Annotated in this window: 17 protein-coding genes and 1 pseudogene; 11 read left to right on the top strand and 7 right to left on the bottom strand. The window is 68.0% G+C overall.

Annotation, left to right across the window (positions count from 1 at the left end):
* The 4 genes from QZ588_RS15640 to dksA all read right to left on the bottom strand — a co-directional run.
* A partial coding sequence (locus QZ588_RS15640) for a glycogen/starch/alpha-glucan phosphorylase (protein ID WP_295543875.1) occupies positions 1 to 764 on the bottom strand: 764 nt, incomplete at its 3' end.
* A 114-nt stretch (positions 765 to 878) separates the two neighbouring features.
* Complete coding sequence (locus tag QZ588_RS15635) at positions 879 to 3,254, bottom strand: phosphoketolase (RefSeq protein ID WP_295543874.1); 2,376 nt, start codon at positions 3,252 to 3,254, stop codon at positions 879 to 881.
* A 104-nt stretch (positions 3,255 to 3,358) separates the two neighbouring features.
* Positions 3,359 to 4,279 (bottom strand): tRNA glutamyl-Q(34) synthetase GluQRS, encoded by a 921-nt coding sequence (gluQRS, locus tag QZ588_RS15630; RefSeq protein ID WP_295543873.1) that lies wholly within the window; start codon positions 4,277 to 4,279, stop codon positions 3,359 to 3,361.
* 57 nt (positions 4,280 to 4,336) lie between these two features.
* On the bottom strand, positions 4,337 to 4,771 hold the full coding sequence (gene dksA, locus QZ588_RS15625; protein WP_295543872.1) for an RNA polymerase-binding protein DksA: 435 nt from the start codon (positions 4,769 to 4,771) through the stop codon (positions 4,337 to 4,339).
* 246 nt (positions 4,772 to 5,017) lie between these two features.
* Between dksA and QZ588_RS15620 the strand changes: the two genes are divergently transcribed.
* Genes QZ588_RS15620 through QZ588_RS15610 form a run of 3 tightly spaced genes read left to right on the top strand, consistent with a single transcriptional unit; the run spans position 5,018 to position 8,143 of the window.
* A complete protein-coding gene (locus QZ588_RS15620) occupies positions 5,018 to 5,836 on the top strand; it encodes an HAD-IA family hydrolase (protein ID WP_295543871.1) in 819 nt (272 codons plus the stop codon).
* Positions 5,837 to 5,849: 13 nt separating this feature from the next.
* Positions 5,850 to 7,025: an aminotransferase class I/II-fold pyridoxal phosphate-dependent enzyme gene (locus QZ588_RS15615; protein ID WP_295543870.1), complete on the top strand. Its 1,176-nt coding sequence runs from the start codon at positions 5,850 to 5,852 to the stop codon at positions 7,023 to 7,025.
* Positions 7,022 to 8,143 (top strand): glycosyltransferase family 2 protein, encoded by a 1,122-nt coding sequence (locus QZ588_RS15610; RefSeq protein ID WP_295543869.1) that lies wholly within the window; start codon positions 7,022 to 7,024, stop codon positions 8,141 to 8,143. Before QZ588_RS15615 ends, QZ588_RS15610 begins: the two co-directional genes overlap by 4 nt.
* A 3-nt stretch (positions 8,144 to 8,146) precedes the next feature.
* On the opposite strand, the gene QZ588_RS15605 is transcribed toward QZ588_RS15610, so the two are convergent.
* A complete protein-coding gene (locus QZ588_RS15605; protein WP_295543868.1) occupies positions 8,147 to 9,049 on the bottom strand; it encodes an HAD family hydrolase in 903 nt (300 codons plus the stop codon).
* Between the two features lie 26 nt (positions 9,050 to 9,075).
* Entirely contained in the window at positions 9,076 to 10,551 is a 1,476-nt protein-coding gene (locus QZ588_RS15600; protein ID WP_295543867.1) for a glycosyltransferase, read from the bottom strand.
* Positions 10,552 to 10,860: 309 nt separating this feature from the next.
* On the opposite strand from QZ588_RS15600, the gene QZ588_RS15595 reads away from it, so the two are divergent.
* Positions 10,861 to 12,129, top strand: a complete 1,269-nt coding sequence (locus QZ588_RS15595; RefSeq protein WP_295543866.1) for a glycosyltransferase family 4 protein — start codon at positions 10,861 to 10,863, stop codon at positions 12,127 to 12,129.
* 4 nt (positions 12,130 to 12,133) lie between these two features.
* Positions 12,134 to 13,894: a sugar phosphorylase gene (locus QZ588_RS15590; protein ID WP_295543865.1), complete on the top strand. Its 1,761-nt coding sequence runs from the start codon at positions 12,134 to 12,136 to the stop codon at positions 13,892 to 13,894.
* Positions 13,895 to 14,061: 167 nt separating this feature from the next.
* On the opposite strand, the gene QZ588_RS15585 is transcribed toward QZ588_RS15590, so the two are convergent.
* On the bottom strand, positions 14,062 to 14,301 hold the full coding sequence (locus QZ588_RS15585) for a hypothetical protein (RefSeq protein ID WP_295543864.1): 240 nt from the start codon (positions 14,299 to 14,301) through the stop codon (positions 14,062 to 14,064).
* 187 nt (positions 14,302 to 14,488) lie between these two features.
* Here QZ588_RS15585 and QZ588_RS18170 point away from each other — a divergent pair.
* From QZ588_RS18170 to QZ588_RS15560, 6 genes and pseudogenes are all read left to right on the top strand, one after another.
* A pseudogene (locus tag QZ588_RS18170) lies at positions 14,489 to 14,566 on the top strand (DUF4172 domain-containing protein); the annotation flags it as partial.
* 77 nt (positions 14,567 to 14,643) lie between these two features.
* Entirely contained in the window at positions 14,644 to 15,222 is a 579-nt protein-coding gene (locus QZ588_RS15580; protein WP_295543863.1) for a Fic family protein, read from the top strand.
* A 167-nt stretch (positions 15,223 to 15,389) separates the two neighbouring features.
* Complete coding sequence (locus QZ588_RS15575; protein WP_295543862.1) at positions 15,390 to 16,001, top strand: AbiEi antitoxin N-terminal domain-containing protein; 612 nt, start codon at positions 15,390 to 15,392, stop codon at positions 15,999 to 16,001.
* Positions 16,002 to 16,038: 37 nt separating this feature from the next.
* Positions 16,039 to 16,290: a ribbon-helix-helix protein, CopG family gene (locus tag QZ588_RS15570; RefSeq protein ID WP_295543861.1), complete on the top strand. Its 252-nt coding sequence runs from the start codon at positions 16,039 to 16,041 to the stop codon at positions 16,288 to 16,290.
* 71 nt (positions 16,291 to 16,361) lie between these two features.
* Positions 16,362 to 17,195, top strand: coding sequence for a DNA methyltransferase (locus QZ588_RS15565; protein ID WP_295543860.1), 834 nt, complete (start codon positions 16,362 to 16,364; stop codon positions 17,193 to 17,195).
* Positions 17,196 to 17,283: 88 nt separating this feature from the next.
* Positions 17,284 to 17,991 (top strand): IS1380 family transposase (locus QZ588_RS15560; RefSeq protein ID WP_295543859.1); only part of this gene is annotated, 708 nt, incomplete at its 3' end.

Genomic DNA, 17,991 nt, shown 5'->3' with positions numbered 1-17,991 from the left:
AAGTCGAAGGACTCCGGCGCCTCCGACTTCCACAGCCGCAGCAGATTCACGTTGCCGACGCCGTAGCCCATGATGGGCGTGTCATAGGCGACGCCATTCACCACCAAAGCCGGCAGCCAGCGCCTGCGAAGCGCCCCGTGCGTGTCGGTGTACTGCTCGGTATGGCCGCCGAAGCCGACCGGAAAGGTCAGCTTCGGTCGCGGGATCTCCCAGGGGTTGCCGGCGCGCAGCCAGGTGTCGCTGCGCTCGGACTGCCAGCCGTCGACGATGACCTGATCGAAAATGCCGAACTCGTAGCGGATGCCGTAGCCGATGGCCGGGATCTGCAGCGTCGCGAGGGAGTCCATGTAGCAGGCGGCGAGGCGGCCCAGGCCCCCGTTGCCAAGCCCGGGCTCCTCTTCGGCCTCGATGATGGCGGCAAAATCCAGGTCCAGCGCTTCGCCGGCCTCACGCGCAGCACCGGTGATCCCCAGATTCACCAGATTGTTCAGCAGGTGTGGTCCGAGCAGGAACTCCGCCGACAGATAGCAGACGGTCCGCGCGTTGGCATGCCTGTAGGTTTGGGCGGACTTGATCCAGCGCGCCAGCAGCCGGTCGCGTACCGTGTAGGCGGCGGCCATGTAGAGATCATTGGTCGTCGCCACCTCAAGAAAGCGGCCCTGGACATAGAACAGGTTATCGAGATAGGCGCGCTTGAGGGCGTCCTTGTCGAGGCCGGTGCGGGTGCGGTGCTGTGCGCCATTGGGCTTGGCAGCGTCGTTCATGTGGGTGTGCTCCCCCGCGCGGATGCCTGCCGGCGGTTGTGTGACGATGATCGGAGGCTGGCCGAAGCCCTGACGCAGGGCCCGGGCGCAGCGACATCTACCTGCCCTGCGCCCTCACAGGGGCCAGGTCCAGTCTTCGTGCTCGGGCGCGTCGATACCGTGCTCGAAGGCGTAGTTGCGCGCATCGATCTGCATATCCCGGAAGCGCTGCTTGGCATGTGCGCCCACCACCGAGAGCCGCGGCACCCGGTCGATGACATCGATGGCGAGGCTGAAGCGGTCGATCTCGTTTTCGATGGCCAACTCCAACGGCGTATTGATGTTGCCGCGCTCCTTGTAGCCGCGCACATGGAACTGGGAGTGGTTTGCTTGCTTGTAAGTGAGCCGGTGAATGAGCCAGGGATAGCCGTGGAAGTTGAAGATGACCGGACGGTGTTCGGTGAAGATACTGTCGAAGTCGCGGCAGCTCAGCGCATGGGGGCCCTCATGGTGCAGGGTCATCAGATCCACCACATTGACGAAACGGATCTTGATATCGTCGAACTCGGCGCGGAGCATGGCTGTGGCGGCGAGCGCCTCCTTTGTGGGGATATCGCCGCAGCCCACCATCACCACATCGGGCTCAAAGCCCTCGTCATTGCTCGCCCAGTCCCAGATACCGACACCCTTGGTGCAGTGCTTGATCGCATCCTCCATGCCGAGATACTGCAGGTGATTCTGCTTATCGGCGACGATGACGTTGATGTAGTTCTTGCTGCGCAGGCAGTGGTCGGCCACCGACAACAGGCAGTTCACGTCCGGCGGCAGATAGATGCGCGCCACTTCCGGATTCTTGTTCACCACCACATCCAAGAAGCCCGGATCCTGGTGGGTGAAGCCGTTGTGATCCTGGCGCCAGACGGTGGAGGTGATCAGCAGATTCAGCGAGGCGATGGGGGCGCGCCAGGGGATCTCATTGCAAATGGCGAGCCACTTGGCGTGCTGGTTGTACATGCTGTCGATGACATGAATGAAGGCCTCGTAGCTGGCGAAGAAGCCATGACGACCCGTCAGCACGTAGCCCTCGTACCAGCCCTCCAGCGTATGCTCCGACAGCATTTCCATGACCCGGCCGTCCGGTGACAGCTCGCCGCCGTCCGCATCCTCCGGCAGGTACGCTTCCAGCCAGAGCTTCTTCGACACCGCGTAGATGGCGTCGAGCTTATTGGACGTGTTCTCATCCGGTCCGAACACACGGAAGTGCTCCTTGTTACGGCGCATCACCTCCCGCAGCAGGGCGCCCAAGGGTTTGGTGTTCATGGCCCGTACCGTGCCGGGGCGCTCCACCTCACAGGCGAACTGCCGAAAGTCCGGCATCCGCAGCGAATGGCGCAACAGCCCGCCGTTGGCATGCGGATTGGCACTCATGCGCAGGCGACCGGTGGGCGCGGCGGCGCGGATTTCGGGCTTCAGCTTGCCGCTTTCATCGAAGAGCGCCTCGGGCTGGTAGCGTTTCATCCAGGCTTCCAGCTGCGCCAGATGCGCGGGGTTGTCGTGCAGGCCCGACAGCGGCACCTGGTGCGCGCGCCAGAACCCTTCCACCTGGTGCCCGTCCACCGTCTCGGGACCGGTCCAGCCCTTGGGCGTGCGCAGTACGATCATGGGCCAGTGGTAGCGGCGGACATTGGCGGCGCCCTTGGCGCGGGCATCGGCCTGAAACGCCTGAATGCGGGCGTAGCAGGCATCCATGGTCGCCGCCATTTGCTGGTGCATGGCCATGGGCTCATCGCCGGTGACAAAGTGCGGCTCCCAGCCGTAACCGCGCATCAGGGAGGCGAGCTCCGCCTCGGGGATGCGTGCGAGCAGGGTTGGGTTGTTGATCTTGTAACCGTTCAGATGCAGGATCGGCAGCACCGCGCCGTCCCGGGCGGCATTCAGGAATTTGCCGGAATGCCAGGCGGTTGCCAGCGGCCCGGTCTCGGACTCGCCATCGCCCACCGCCACCACCACCAGCAGTTGCGGGTTGTCGAAGGCGGCGCCGAAGGCGTGGCTGATGGAGTAGCCGAGCTCGCCGCCCTCGTGAATGGAGCCCGGGGTCTCCGGCGTGCAGTGGGAGCCGATGCCGCCGGGGAAGGAGAACTGCTTGAAGAAGGCGCGCATGCCCTCTTCGTCCTCGGATTTGTTCGGATAGAGCTCGGAATAGGTGCCCTCCAGGTAGACCGGGGCCAGCACGCCCGGTGCGCCGTGGCCGGGGCCCGCGAGGAAGATGGCCTCCTGCTGATGCGCCAGGATGAGGCGGTTGCTGTGGCAGTACATGAAGGCGAGGCCGGGACTCGCCCCCCAGTGTCCGAGCAGGCGCCGCTTGATATGCGCCGGCTTCAGCGGCTCGCGCAGCAGGGGATTGTCCTGCAGATAGATCATGCCGGCGGCGAGGTAGTTGCAGGCACGCCAGTAGGCGTCGAGGCGTTCGAGCTGCTCGGGGCTCAGGGGCGTCGGCGTGGGCTCGGACATGCGATCCTCCGCGCTTGGTCAACAGGCTGATATCGCAGGGTAAGACCTGGACGTTAAAACGATGTGACGGCGCCGACGGGCTGGGGCGCCGGGCGGATGTGGGCTCAGGCGGTTGTCATGTTGCCGCAGGGGCCATTGCGCGCGGGTACCCGTCCCATGTCCCAGTGCGGCAGCGCCCAGTCCCAGAAGGCCGACACCCCATCGGGCGCGGCCGGCGGTGGTGCCTGTCCGAGCACGGCCCAGGCCCGCAGCAGCGCCGGCAGCGGGTGTGCCGCGTCGACCGGCAGGTCGGCCTGTGATTTCGAGAGCTTGCGCCCATCGGCGGCCAACACCAGGGGTAGGTGGGCATAGGTCGGCTGCGACAGCCCGAGACAGGCCTGCAGGCGCATTTGGCGTGGCGTTGACAGGAGCAGGTCGGCGCCGCGCACCACGTCGGTGATGCCCTGGGCCGCATCGTCCACGACCACGGCGAGCTGGTAGGCGTGCAGGCCGTCGGCGCGGCGCAGCACGAAATCACCCACGGCACGGGCGACGTCTTGGCGTTGCGGACCGTGGATGCGGTCGACGAAGCCAAGCGCCGGGCCGTGCGCGCGCAGGCGCAGGCTGCGTGGCGCACGCCCGGGTGGCAGGCCATGACGGCAGGTGCCGGGGTAGATGGGCCCCTCGGCGCCGGGCAGCGCGCCGAGCGCGATCTCCCGGCGCGTGCAGCCGCAGGGGTAGACGCGCCCCTGGCGCGCCAGTTGCTCGATGGCGGCGGCGTAGGCGTCCGTGCGCCGGCTCTGAAAGGCCACCGATGCGTCCCAATGCAGGCCGAAGGCATCCAGGGTCCGCAGAATGGCGTCGGCGGCGCCGGGCACTACCCGGGGGCGGTCCAGGTCTTCCATGCGCACCAGCCAGGCGCCGCCCGCGGCGCGGGCGTCGGCGAAGCTGCCGACGGCGGCCACCAGGGAGCCGAAGTGGAGCGGGCCGGTGGGGGAGGGGGCGAAGCGCCCGCGTCGCCGTGCCCCGGGGGTCGGGGCGGTCAACTGTGCGCCGGCGCGGCTCCGGCGGATGTGCCACCCCCGCCGTGCGGCGGCCGCGCGTCAGCCGCGCTGCTTTTCACGAATCTCGTCCAGGGTCTTGCAGTCGATGCACAGGGTGGCCGTCGGCCGGGCCTCGAGGCGGCGGATGCCAATTTCCACGCCGCAGGCCTCACAGTAGCCGTATTCGTGCTCGTCCAGGCGTTCCAGGGCCTCGTCGATCTTCTTGATGAGCTTGCGCTCGCGATCGCGCGTGCGCAGCTCCAGGCTGAACTCGGACTCCTGGGTGGCGCGGTCGTTGGGGTCGGGGAAGTTGGTCGCCTCGTCCTGCATGTGATGCACGGTACGGTCCACTTCCTCCATCAGTTGGCGCTTCCATTCCATGAGCAGTTTGCGGAAGTGCGCTTCCTGCTCAGGGCTCATGTACTCCTCGTCCTTGCCGGCCTCATAGGGCTCGAAACCGAACGCCTTTGCGCCTCGTGTGCTCGCCTCGGCCATGGATGTGCTCCCGCAGACAAAGTGGCTCGTCTTTGCTGCTCGGCCCGCCGGGTCTTGTGCTTCAGAGTCCGTGGAACACGGTGCTCGAGCAGCGCTGAATCCGCGGTTCTACCAGAGAGCGCAACCCTCGGCAACTGGGCAATGCGCGTCGGCGCCGCGCGTTGCGCTTGTGCTCAGCACCAGCAACGGCGAGCGCTGTGCTAGTCTCCGCGCCCTGATGACCATAGCCGCACCGAGGCCGCCGGCATGCCCCAGCTCGAAGCCATCATTTTCGACGTCGACGGTACCCTCGCCGACACCGAGCGCGATGGCCATCGCGTCGCCTTCAACGCCGCCTTCGCCGACGCCGGGCTCGACTGGGAGTGGTCGGTGCCGCTCTACGGCGAACTGCTGCGGGTCACCGGCGGTAAAGAGCGCATCCGCACCTATCTCGCCGAGCATCGGCCTGATTTCGCGCCGCCGGAGCCCCTGGATGACTTCGTGCGCGACCTGCACCAGCGCAAGACGGCGCACTACACGCAGATGATGCGCGCCGGTGGCATCGGCCTCAGGCCGGGGGTGCTGCGCCTGCTGCGGGAGGCCATGGACGCCGGCATCCGACTGGCCATCGCCACCACCACCACGCCGGCGAATGTCTCGGCCCTGCTCTCGGCGGTGGCCGTGCCCGGCCATTACCCGGCGCTGGAGCACTGGTTCGAGGTGGTGGCCGCGGGCGATGTGGTCCCGGCGAAGAAGCCGGCGCCGGATATTTTCAGCCTGGCGCTGGCGCAGCTCGGGCTACCCGCAACGGCCTGCGTCGCGGTGGAGGACTCCGACAACGGCGTGCGCTCGGCGCTGGGTGCGGGCCTCGATGCGCTGCTGGTGACCGTGAGCTCCTACACCCAGGATCAGGATCTCGGCGACGCCGCGCTGGTGCTGGATGGCCTGGGTGAGCCGGACGCGCCGCCGCCGCGCGTGCTGGGCGGGGGCTGCGCCGATCCCGTGGCGGCCGCGCTGCGCGATGCGGGTTGCGTGGATCTTGCGGTGCTGCGGGCACTGCATCGCTGCGCGGCTGCGGGTTCCTGACACCGAGACCGATATGCTCGAGCCGGCCGCCCGTGCCCGGGCGATTGCGCCCTTTCAAGTCATGCGCATCTTCGAGCGCGCACAGGCGCTCGAGGCCGCCGGCCGGGATATCATTCATCTCGAGGTGGGCGAGCCGCGGTTCCCGCTGCCGGAGCCGCTGCTGGAGGCGGCGCACCGCGCCCTGGCGGGTGCGTCCATGGGCTACACGCCAAGTCCCGGGCTGCCGGCGCTGCGGCGGGCCATCGCGGATCACTACGGCCATCGCTACGCCATCGACCTCGACCCGGCGCGGGTCATCGTGACCCCCGGCGGCTCCGGGGCGCTGCAGCTCGCACTGGCGGCGGTGCTCGAGCGCGGGGATGGCGTCATGGTGACCGAGCCCGGGTATCCGTGTCACCGTCACATCGCCGCGGTCACCGGCGCGCAGGTGCATGCGCTGGCGCTGGATGCCGGCGATGGCTGGTGCCCCACGGCGACGGCGCTGGCGGCGCAGTGGCGCCCCGGCACCCGCGCGCTGATGCTCACCACCCCGGGCAACCCCACCGGCGCCGTCATCGGGCCCGCCTCCCTGGCGGCACTGTATGCGGCCGTGCGCGAGCGCATGGCGGCCCTCATCGTGGACGAAACCTACCAGGGCCTCGTCTATGACGCGGCCGATATCACCGCCCTGGCCTGCGGTGACGACGGAATCTTCGTCGTCAACAGCTTTTCGAAGTACTTCGGTCTCACCGGATGGCGCGTGGGCTGGCTGGTGGTGCCGCCCGGATGGTCGGGGGTGGCGGAGCGGCTGGCGCAGAATCTCTATCTGGCGGCGCCGACCCTGGGTCAGCACGTGGCGCTCGCGGCCCTGCAGCCCGCGGCGCTCACGGTTTTCGAGCAGCGCCGTGAGGCGTTGCGGCAGCGCCGTGACTTTTTACGGCAGGCACTGCCGCCGGCGGGCTTTGCGTTGCCGGCGGTGCCCGAGGGCGCGTTTTATCTGTTCACGGCCCTGCCGGCGGGCGCCACCGACCCACTGGCGTTCGCCGAAGCCGCCCTGGCGGGCGCGGGTGTTGCCGTGACCCCGGGCTCGGACTTCGGCGCAGGCGCCGGTGCCGGCATGCTGCGGTTCGCCTACACCGAGCCCATGGCGCGGCTGCAGGCCGCCGTGTCGCGGTTGCGGGACTTCCCGGCGGAGCAGGCAGGGTCATGAGCGGTGGCGCACAGCTCGCCGTCGTGGTGCCAACGTTCAACGAGTCGGCGAACATCCCACTGGTGGTCTCCCGGCTGGCCACCGCCTTGGCGGGCGTTGCCTGGGAAGTGGTCTTCGTCGACGACGACTCGCCCGACGGCACCGCCGCCGTGGTGCGCGCGCTGGCGGCGCAGGATGCCCGCGTGCGCCTGGTGCAGCGTGTTGGTCGCCGGGGGCTCGCCGGTGCCTGCATCGAGGGCATGCTCGCCACCACCGCGCCCTATGTGGCTGTCATGGATGCGGACCTGCAGCATGATGCGGACCTGTTGCCCGATATGCTCCACACCCTGCAAGCGCAGGCGCTCGATATCGTCGTCGGCAGCCGGCATGTCGCCGGCGGCAGTCTTGGCGCCTGGTCGGAAGACCGCCAGCTCGCGAGCCGTGTGGCCGCCCGGCTGTCACAGCTGGTGCTGAAGGCAGACCTCAAGGACCCCATGAGCGGCTTCTTCATGCTCCGGCGCGAGCTCATCGATGAGGTGGTGCGGGATCTCTCCGGTATCGGCTTCAAGATCCTGCTGGATATCTTCATCAGCGCCAAGCGGCCGCTGCGCTTCAAGGAGCTGCCCTACACCTTCGGCGTGCGTATCGCCGGCAGCAGCAAGCTGGATGCCATGGTGGCCACGGAATACATCCTGATGTTGCTGGACAAGACCCTGGGGCGCTACGTGCCGACGCGCTTCATTCCCTTTGCGTTCATTGGCGGGCTGGGCGTTTTCGTGCACATGGGCGTGCTCTGGGCGCTGTTTCGGGGGCTGGAGGCGAGCTTCGTGGCGGGGCAAACCGCCGCCACCCTGGTGGCCATGACCTTCAACTTCTTCCTGAACAACCTCTTCACCTACCGCGACCGCCGCCTGCGCGGCTGGGGCCTGCTGCGCGGCTGGCTGTCGTTCACGCTCGCCTGCTCGGTGGGGGCGGTGGCCAATGTCGGCATCGCCACCTATCTGTTCCACGCGGCGCCGTCCGGGGGGCTGTGGTGGATCATCTCCGCCACCGCCGGCATCATCGTCGGCGCCGTCTGGAATTATGCGGTCACCGCTGTCTACACCTGGAGCCCGGGCAGCGCCACCTCGGCGCGCTGAGGCTCAGGCCGGCGCTCCGGGCAACAGGTGCGAGGTGAGCTGCCCCAGGTCGGTGATGACGCGATCCGGTACCACCCGCCGCAGGTCGGGGTCGTCCTCGCGCCGGCGCAGGGAGCGGGCATCGCCGGCGAACAGCGCCGTGCGACAGCCCAGCGCCTGCGCCGGCTGGATATCGTTGCGCATGTCGTTACCGAGATAGAGCACCGCCGGCGGCGCAATGCCGTGCCGGCGCTCGAGCCCGGCGAGGGCGGGGGCGTAGACGGCCGTGGACGGCTTCGCCACCGCCGCCCCGTAAGACCAGGCGCAGCAACGCGGATCGAGCCCGAGGGCCTCCAGGGGCTGCCCCAAAAATGCTTGCAGTATCAGCGGCGTGTAGAACTGGGCATTGGAGACGACGCCGAGCACCAGGCCCCGCGCGGCGAGCGTGGACAACACCGTGGCGAGCCCCGGCATGGGCCAGACCGGGTTGGTGCGAAGCTCGTACTCCAGCGCGAGCCGGCGCAGGCGGGGTTCGTCGGCGCTGATACCGAGATCCGCCAGCAGCCGCCGCCAGATCACGACGATATCCACTTCGGGCTGCTCGACGCCCCGGGCGCGGCTGGCGGCGTGATCCGCCCGGATGGCGTCCGTCAGCGCCGCGGCGCCGTCGAAGCCCGCCGGCAAAGCGGCGGGTGCAAGCCCGGCGGCCCGCCAGGCCGTGGCGAAGGCGTCGCCCGTGGCGGGCGCGGCGCTGACACCGATATCACCGCAGCCCGAAATCAGCAGCGTGCCGTAGACATCGAAGAGCACGGCGCGAATGCCGCCGAGGGGCTCGAGCCGTGCCTCGGCGGCCGTTGGCAGGGGTGTCAGCGGCGTTGTCAGCGCCCGCACCCGGGCGATGAGCTGTCGGTCACTTTCTGTGCCCATGCGGTCTCCCCGTGACACCGGCGCGCTCAGCCCCGCAGCAGCCACAGTCGCTCGGGCGCCAGGAAGCGCTCCAGCAGGGCGGCGCCGTCCGCGGCGGCGATGCGGGCCGATGGCTGTGCCGCGACCAGGGCGTCATAGATGGCGGCGAGACGCTCGCCGTAGCGCTGCACCGAGTAATGGCTGGCGATCACCGCACGGTTCGCGGCGATCAGCCCGGCGTCCGCGGGCGCCGCCAACGGCGGCCGGCCGAGCTCGCTGCGCGCGCTGGGGCTGCCGTGCAGCCGGCGGATGACCTGTGCCTGTGCGGGCTCGTCCAGGCGGCCGAAGTCCATGCGCCCGTCGGCGACCGCGTCCTCCCAGGCGCGCTCGGCGCTGTCCGCCAGCGGGCGTCCGAAGGCGTGGGCGCGCGCGGCGGCGGCGCTGGCGAAGGCGGCGCGCAGACGCGGCAGATCCAGCCAGTCCAGGGGCACGGCCACCTGTTGATAGAGCCCCGGCAGGCGTACGCCGGTGGCTTTGAAGTCCGCGGTGATCTCCGGCAGATCGCGCCCCGCCAGCGGGCGCCCCAGCAGCCAGGGTTCCAGGAACGCCAGTCCGAAGCCCTCGGCGATGCTGGTGGTCACCAGCGCATGACTTGCGGCCATCAATGCCGGGAAGGACAGGTCGCCGGCACCCGCCTCGAATGCCACGGGTAAGCCCAGCTCCGCCGCCAGGGCCACCCACCGGCGGTAGCCGGGCTGCTCCTGCGGATTCTGTGGCGCCTGGGTGACGGCGAAGCGGTCGGCTGCCCCCGCCAGCACGGCCCACAGCAACAGCTCGCCGAGGTTCTTGCGGCGGATGGCGCGGGTGGGATAGAGCCAGAGCCGGCGGTGGTCGCCGCGCCGTTGTTGTGCAACGGCGGTGTCCTGCGACCCGGAATCGGGCGCCGTGTCCAGGGCTACGGCGTTCGCCAGGGCATGCAGCTGGGCGGCCGGCACGCCGGCGGCGCGCAGGCATTCGCGGTCGCGCCGGTTGATGGCCGCATAATGGATCTGCGGCGCCAACGGGTAGAGCAGGGCGGACAGGCGCCCGACGTCGCCGTCGGCCAGCTGTCGGCGCAAACGCCCATAGAGCCGCGGGCGGCCGTCCTCGGCGAAGTCGTGGGGCTGCAGCAACAGCCGCTGGCCGTTGCGGGCGAGGCGCAGCAGCGCACCCGGCAGCGCGGTGTTCTTGCCGAGACTGTGGTTGTGCACATGCCAGACATCCGGCACGCCGCCGAGGGCACTCCGGGCCGCCTGCGCCATGGCGGCCGCGAGCTGCTCCGGCGACTGCGGCGCCCGGCGCTCTTCGTACGCGAGTCCGGGCAGCACAGCGGTCTCCACCCCATTCGGCAGGGGCGCCTGTGGCGCTTCGCCGCTGAGCACCGCCACCCGCACCGCGCGGCTGCGCAGCGCCGTGGCGGCGTGCTCGATGACGCGGGTCACGCCGCCCGTCTGCAGGTGATAGTGGACGATGCAGACGCGCATGGCCGATGGATTGCCAGGTTAGGTTTGCGAGGGTCGCCGTCGATTCGCTGGGCGCGCCGGCGTGTCCTGCCCCACGTTGGGCGCGGCGCCGACGATGTCGGCACGGCAGCTGCAAGTCAACGCAGCCGGATGCGCTCGCGTCGCATGTGGTGGTTGGCACCGCCGGGCCGGCACGAGCCGATGGTGCCCGCGCCGACGGGCTCGACGCGGTGTCTGGTTTCCACGGCTGCGCCACGGCGGCATTATAGGCGCCGGCACGCCCAACTGCGCGCCTGTCCCGGCAATGGCCGCGCCCTGATCGTTGTAGCCATGAAGCAACCCGAAAACATCGGCTTCGTCTCCACCCGCTTCGCCGGCACCGACGGCGTCTCCCTGGAGGCCGCCAAGTGGGCGGAAGTGCTCTGGCTCAACGGCCATGTCAGTTACTGGTATGCAGGTGTGCTGGACCGCGACCCGGCCATCAGCCTGTGCGTGCCGGAGGCCTTCTTCGATCATGCGGAAAACGCCTGGGTCAACGGCCAGCTTTGGGGGCGCACGCGCCGCAGCGCCGAGGCGAGCCAGCGCATCCGCGCCCTCGCCGAGTATCTGAAGTCCACGCTCTACGCGTTCCGCGCCCGCTTCGATCTGGACATCCTGATCATCGAGAACGCCCTCACCATCCCCATGCACGTTCCCCTGGGGGTGGCCATTACGGAGTTCCTGCTGGAGACGGGCATGCCGGCCATCGCCCACCACCACGATTTCATGTGGGAGCGCCAGCGCTTTCAGATCTCGGCGGTGGACGACTACCTGGAGATGGCCTTCCCGCCGCGGGTGCCGCACCTGCAGCACGTGGTCATCAACCAGGCGGCCCGGGAGGAGATCGCCTGGCGCAAGGGTCTGCCGAGCATCCTGGTGCCCAATGTCTTCGACTTCGAGCAGCCGCCGGGCGCCCCGGATGCCTATGCCGCCGATGTGCGCCACGCCCTCGGCCTGCTGGATGACGACCTGCTGATTCTCCAGCCCACGCGGGTGGTGCCACGCAAGGGCATCGAGAACGCCATCCACCTCATCCGCCGTCTCAAGCTCGCCCGCGCGCACCTGGTGGTCTCCCACGACAGCGGCGACGAAGGCCTGGAATACGGCCGCCAGCTGCTGCAGCTCGCCCGCGACGAGGGCGTGTCGCTGAAGTTCTTCGGCGAGCGCATGGCCGACCGCCGCCAGCTCAACCAGGAGGGGCAAAAGGTCTACGTCTTGCGGGACCTGTACCCGCATGCGGACTTCGTCACCTTTCCGAGCCTGTACGAGGGCTTCGGCAACGCCCTGCTGGAAGCCATCTACTTCCGCAAGCCGCTGGTGGTGGGCCGCTACTCCGTCTACCAGCGCGATATCGAGCCCAAGGGCTTTCGGCTGCCCACCATCGACGGCGTGGTGGACCGCGACGTGGTGGAGGAATGCCGGCGCATCATCGACGATGCCGACTACCGCCACGCGCTCACCGAGCACAATTACCAGGTGGCGAGCCGCTTCTTCAGCTACCGTGTGCTCCGCGACAGTCTGCGCAGCATGATCAACAACATCCGCAACATGACGGAGTAGCGCCATGCGCGTGGTCGACCGCGCCGTGTTCGAGCGCATCCGCGGCCGCCTCCGCCGACTTTATGGCGAGGCGCAGGTGCCGCAGCTGCTGCAGCGCCTGGAACTGCTGGTGGGGCGTTACGGCGTCGGCAGCCACTGCCTGGCGCCGGACGCCCCGCCCACCCGCTGCCGCGGCTGGGATCAGCGCGATGCCGTGCTCATCGCCTACGGCGACATGGTGCGCAGCGCCGGCGAGGCGCCGTTGGCGACCCTGCGGCGTTTTCTGGCGCAGCGGGTGGGTGATGCGGTGTCCGGGCTGCACCTGCTGCCATTCTTCCCGTCCAGCTCCGATGACGGCTTCGCCGTCATCGACTACCGCGCGGTGGACCCGGCCCTCGGCGGCTGGGACGACATCGAGGCCCTGGCCGCCGATTATCGGCTGGCGGTGGATCTGGTCATCAACCACGTCTCCGGGCAAAGTCACTGGTTTCGCGCCTACTGCAACGGCCTGGCGCCGGAGCGGCACTATTTCATCGAAGTGAGCCCGGACGCGGACCTCGCCGCCGTGGTGCGCCCGCGCACCACGGCGCTGTTGCGCGCCGTGCAGACCCCCGCCGGCGAGCGCCATCTCTGGGCCACCTTCAGCCATGACCAGCTGGACCTGGACTTCGGGAATCCGGATGTCCTGTTCGAGTGCCTGGACATCCTGCTGCGCTATGTCCATCACGGCGCGGACATCATCCGCCTGGACGCCATCGCCTACCTGTTCAAGCGCATCGGCACCCCCTGCATCCACCTCCCCGAAACCCACGAGCTGGTGAAGCTGCTGCGGGACATCCTGGATATGCTCGCCCCGGGTGTGCTGCTGCTCAGCGAAACCAATGTGCCCCATGCCGAGAACGTCAGCTACTTCGGCGCCGGCAACGAGGCGCACATGGTCTACCAGTTCAGCCTGCCGCCGCTGCTGCTGCACGCCCTGCACACCGGCGACGCCCGCCACCTCGCCGCCTGGGCCGCCGACCTGGCGCCGCCGCCGGCGGGCTGCACCTTCTTCAACTTCACCGCCTCCCACGACGGCATCGGCCTGCGCCCGCTGGAAGGGCTGGTGCCGGCGGCGGAGCTGGACGCCCTGGTGGCGGCCATGGAGGCGCGCGGCGGCCTGGTGAGCCGGCGCAGCCGCGCCGACGGCTCGGCGGCGCCCTACGAGCTGAACCTCACCTATTTCGACGCCGTCGGCGTGCCCGGCGACCGGGAGGCCTCCATTCGCCGCTTCCTGTGCACCCAGACCATCGCCATGAGCCTGCAGGGCATTCCCGGCATCTATTTCAACAGCCTGCTCGGCGCCGACAACGATCTTGCGGCGGTGGCGGCGAGTGGCCGCGCGCGCAGCATCAACCGCCATAAGTGGACCTGGGACGAGCTGGCGGCCATGCTCGCGGACGGCTCAAGGCATCAGGCGGCGCTGGTGCTGCCGGAGTATCTGCGCCGCCTGCAGCTGCGTGCGGCCCAGCCGGCGTTTCATCCGGACGCCCCGCAGCGGGTGCTGGACCTGCCCCAGGGGCTGTTCGGCGTGCGCCGTGAGGTGCCGGCGACGGGCCAGCGGCTGTGGGTGCTCGCCAACGTCCGCAACCGCGCCGGCGGCTGCGCCCTGAGCCGGCTGCACCGCCATTGGCGGCGCCTGCGCTGGCGCGAGCTCATCGGCGGCTGGCAGGCGGACGGCGCCGAGCTCGATGCCCGGCTGACGCTGGCCCCGTATCAGGTGCTCTGGCTGCTGGGGGAAGGTTAGTCGACGGGCATCCCAGACGTCCACGGCGCGAAGCTCGTAGAAGCTTCCCGCGGCCATCCAGCGCAGGGCCGAGACCGCGGCCTGCAAGGCGAAGCGTGGATTCGATGCCTGGAACTCTTCTCATCCGCCGGCGCCGAGACGACGAGATCGACCAGCTCGTGCACCGTCTAGTTGACCAGGTTGCCGAGCGCGCCGGAAGAACTGTCCACATGCGCCAGCGCAGGCCAGATCTGCTCCATCAGCACGATGGCGCTGTCGGCGGCGACCAGCGGATCGACGCGGGCCACCGCCTTGATCTCGGTGAGCGTCTCCGTAAGCCGCTGCGAAGCCAGCTTCGGGGCCTCCCAGCCGAAGGCGTCGGCGCGAAAGCGCGAGCGAAAGGCCCACTTGTGGGTCGGTTTCTTCATCGACTGTTCAGTGCAGGAAACTGGTCACTCCGGTGGGTGTGCATGGCGCGAGTGCACCATCATCCCCGGAATGGCTCGGAATTTCCCGGAAACCGGCGCAGGCTAGGCCCGGGCGTGAGCGATACCGGGGTTTTTATGGCTCGTGAAAGTACGTTATCTTGAGCGATAAACGTATGTGTTATCAATCATGACCTGGAACTGGCAGCGCCCCGATTGGCCGGAATTCACCTGGGATCAGACCAGGCTCACTCGGGCCGAGACCCTGTTCGCGGAGGGAGCCGGGATGGTGATCGGCTCCTCTCGACACCTGGACGATACGAGCCGCCGATGGGATCGCGACCCTTGCCGGCGCTCACCCGGGCGGGACTCGCGCACCTTTGGTTCGAGAGCATTCACCCGTTCGAGGACGGTAACGGCAGGATCGGCCGGGCGATCGCGGAAAAGGCCCTGGCCCAGGGTCTTTCGGACCGGGTGCTGACTGCCGTCGCGGGCACCCTGCTCAAGCACCGCAAGCAGTACTACGGGGCGCTGGAGGCGGCCACCCGCGACCTGGAGGTCACGGACTGGCTCCTGTGGTTCGCGGCCAAGGTGATCGAGGCGCAGCGGCGCGGCCTGGCGCAGGTCGAGTTCATCATCGGCAAGGCGCAACTGCTCGAGCGCGTGCGCGGCAAGCTCAATGCGCGCCAGGACAAGGCCGTGCTGCGGATGTTCGCCGCCGGCCCCGACGGCTTCACCGGGGGGCTCAGCGCCGGTAACTACCGCGGCATCACCGGTGCCACGCCCGCAACCGCCACGCGCGATCTGGCCGATCTCGTCGCGTTGGAGGTGCTGCGGCGCACGGGCGAGCGCAAGGCAACCCGTTATCACCTTTGCGTCCCACTGAAGCCGGTCGCGATGGTGACCATCGAAGAGATCCGATGACGCGGGTTTGTGAGCAAGGAGAGAGAAGGGGCTATTCCGCGGCCCTGCGTTCTCTGTCCGACGACGCCACGAGTTCCGGTCAGATCGATCCTCGATGCAGCACGAGTGGCGTTCCTTTATGTCGGTATTTATTGACATCCAAACCGCATCTGGAACATCCTCACGTCATGTCGAGCACGCAAGACGCCATCCTTGACCTGGCGCGAGCCGAAGGTCTGCTCCGTCCTGTAGACCTGGAGTCCCACGGGCTGCCCCGGGTCTCGCTGACCAGGCTGGTCCGCCAGGGGCGGCTCGCGCGGGTTGGTCGAGGACTCTATGCGCTACCGGGCCGCGAAGTGTCCGAGCACACTGCCCTCGCGGAGGTTTCTCGTAAACATCCGCGTGCCGTGGTGTGCCTGCTCTCGGCGCTGCGGTTCCATGAGCTGACGACCCAGGTGCCGCATGAGGTGTGGATCGCGATCCCGAACAAGGCCAGAGCCCCCCGCCTTGAGTATCCGCCGATCCGGGTCGCGCGTTTCGCCGATGCCGCGATGCGCGCGGGCGTTGACGAGCACCGGATCGACGGGGTCCCGGTACGCATCACCAACGTCGCCAAGACCATCGCGGATTGCTTCAAGTACCGCAACAAGGTCGGTCTCGATGTGGCGCTGGAGGCCCTGAAGGAGGTTTTGGGGCAGGGTGCGCGGGATCGTCGGGTCAGCATCGACGCGCTGTGGCACCACGCGCGCCTGGATCGGGTCGCGAACGTCATGCGGCCTTACCTAGAGGCGCTGGCGTGACGTGTCCGCCGGGAACGCGGTCGGAAGAGGTGTGCCGATGACCCGGCTGACCTTGGACCTACCGGAGGATCTGCTGAAACGCTTGGAGCGGCTTGCTCAGGCGCGCCGTATCAGTGTCTCCCAGCTCTTCGAGGACATGTCCAGCGTTCTGTTGGCCGAGGCGGATGCCGAAACCCGGTTCCGGCTACGTGCCGGGCGAGGAGCGGGTCAGGAGGGGCGCGGCCTGACGCTGTTGAGTCAAGCCGCGTGCCGAACACGAGGTGCAAGCCCCTCGAAAGAGGACGATTGATTCGATGCACCCAGACGTCTTGATATGCCCTGACACGAACAGTCCGGTTCGATAACAAAAAGGAACATCCCTTGTCCGCTATCGACGACCTCATTGCCCAGATCCAAGAGCCCCGGCTTCGCGAACAGTTCAAGCGCGAGTGGGCCGAGGTGCAGAAGACCAAAAAGTTCGGTCTGGTGTTCGACCGGCACCTGCCGGAACTCGTGCCCATTCCGAAGGCCCGGCCGCGGCGCGGCGACCTGGTTGCGCGCAAGGGTGGATCGCTGACCGATCTGTGGCGAGTGCGGCGCGTGAGTGGCGAGACGGTCCAGTGTGCGCGGCCTGAAGGGACGGCAGGAGCGGGCGATGCTCGGAACTGGCCGCTGGACGAGCTGGTGGTGGTGCGGCAGTTCGGCGAGCCGATCTTTCCGGCGCTGACGCCCGTGGACCAAATCCAGAACGGGCCGAAGGATGTGCCCTGGCACTGCCTGATCGAGGCCGACAACTTCCACGCTCTGCAACTGCTCGACTATCTCTACGCCGGCAAGGTGGACTGCATCTACATCGACCCGCCCTACAACACCGGCGCCACGGACTGGAAGTACAACAACGACTACGTGGATGCCAACGACGCTTGGCGACACTCGAAGTGGCTGTCGTTCATGGAGAAGCGGTTGCGGCTGGCGAAACGGTTGCTGAAACCCGATACGGGCGTTCTGATCGTGACCATCGATGAGCATGAAATGCTCTTCTTGGGAGTGCTGCTCAAGGAGATCTTTTCGTCATTCAAGCAACAAGTCGTCACGATAGTTACGAACGAGAAGGGTGTTGAGCAAGGGACATTCGCCAGGTCGGAAGAGTACGCAATATATTGCTTTCCACAGGGATACAGATTGCCGCCACATAAACCTGAATCCGTGAGTTAAATGAATGAGTAATGGCGAAAACTGCTGCCAAAACAGGGCGATCGTGGTAAAATAGGCATCTTTACCACATCACCCATTCGGTGGCCCCATGCGGCAATTTGTCATTGAGCAATCCGCGGCTGATCTGACCTCCCACGCGGGCCTTGGACTCATTGGTCGGGCACTGCATCATCATACCGACTTGGCCGATGCGGCCACTGCGGTCTCGGACGTGCGCCCGGACGCGATCCAGCACCGGGACATTTTGGCCAGTTATGTCGCCTTGGTGTGTTTGGGCAAGAGCGATTTTGAGGCGATCACGGCCTTTCGCGCGGACGCGTTCTTCTACGAGGCCCTGGGCCTGCGTGACGTCCCCTCGGAGGCGACGCTGCGCCAGCGCTTGGATGAGCACGCCGACGCGTTTCGCCGCGCGGTCGATCAGGCCTCGGAGGACTTTCTGCGGCGGGTGGGTGCCCCGATCACCCCGCTGGCCAATGGGCTGGTGCCACTGGACTGCGATGTGAGCCCGTTCGACAACGGGCGCACCCATAAGGAGGGCGTCTCGCGCACGTACAAGGGCTGCGACGGCTACGCGCCAATGCTGGCCTACCTGGGCCAAGAAGGCTGGTGTGTGGAAGTCGAACTGCGTGAAGGCCGCCAGCATTGTCAGAACGGCACCCCAGCGCTGCTCGCCCGGGTGCTGGAGCGCACTCGGCGCTTGCTGCCGACGTATCAGGGCGTGCTGCTGCGCCTGGACAGCGGCAATGATGCGCTGGAGAACATCGCCGCGGTGTTCGCGCACAACGAACAGCATCCG

Origin of the sequence: uncultured Thiohalocapsa sp., from assembly GCF_913062725.1 — a bacterium.
Classification (GTDB): domain Bacteria; phylum Pseudomonadota; class Gammaproteobacteria; order Chromatiales; family Chromatiaceae; genus Thiohalocapsa.
Note: the sequence above shows the minus strand (reverse complement) of the source record. Positions and strands in the feature narration are given on the sequence as shown.

Excerpts from the sequence above, each read along its gene's own strand:
- QZ588_RS15635 (WP_295543874.1), bottom strand. The coding sequence starts at position 3,254 with ATGTCCGAGCCCACGCCGACGCCCCTGAGCCCCGAGCAGCTCGAACGC.
- dksA (WP_295543872.1), bottom strand. The coding sequence starts at position 4,771 with ATGGCCGAGGCGAGCACACGAGGCGCAAAGGCGTTCGGTTTCGAGCCC.
- QZ588_RS15605 (WP_295543868.1), bottom strand. The coding sequence starts at position 9,049 with ATGGGCACAGAAAGTGACCGACAGCTCATCGCCCGGGTGCGGGCGCTG.
- QZ588_RS15590 (WP_295543865.1), top strand. The coding sequence starts at position 12,134 with ATGCGCGTGGTCGACCGCGCCGTGTTCGAGCGCATCCGCGGCCGCCTC.
- QZ588_RS15610 (WP_295543869.1), top strand. The coding sequence starts at position 7,022 with ATGAGCGGTGGCGCACAGCTCGCCGTCGTGGTGCCAACGTTCAACGAG.
- QZ588_RS15600 (WP_295543867.1), bottom strand. The coding sequence starts at position 10,551 with ATGCGCGTCTGCATCGTCCACTATCACCTGCAGACGGGCGGCGTGACC.
- QZ588_RS15620 (WP_295543871.1), top strand. The coding sequence starts at position 5,018 with ATGCCCCAGCTCGAAGCCATCATTTTCGACGTCGACGGTACCCTCGCC.
- QZ588_RS15575 (WP_295543862.1), top strand. The coding sequence starts at position 15,390 with ATGTCGAGCACGCAAGACGCCATCCTTGACCTGGCGCGAGCCGAAGGT.
- QZ588_RS15570 (WP_295543861.1), top strand. The coding sequence starts at position 16,039 with ATGACCCGGCTGACCTTGGACCTACCGGAGGATCTGCTGAAACGCTTG.
- QZ588_RS15615 (WP_295543870.1), top strand. The coding sequence starts at position 5,850 with ATGCTCGAGCCGGCCGCCCGTGCCCGGGCGATTGCGCCCTTTCAAGTC.
- QZ588_RS15585 (WP_295543864.1), bottom strand. The coding sequence starts at position 14,301 with ATGAAGAAACCGACCCACAAGTGGGCCTTTCGCTCGCGCTTTCGCGCC.
- QZ588_RS15595 (WP_295543866.1), top strand. The coding sequence starts at position 10,861 with ATGAAGCAACCCGAAAACATCGGCTTCGTCTCCACCCGCTTCGCCGGC.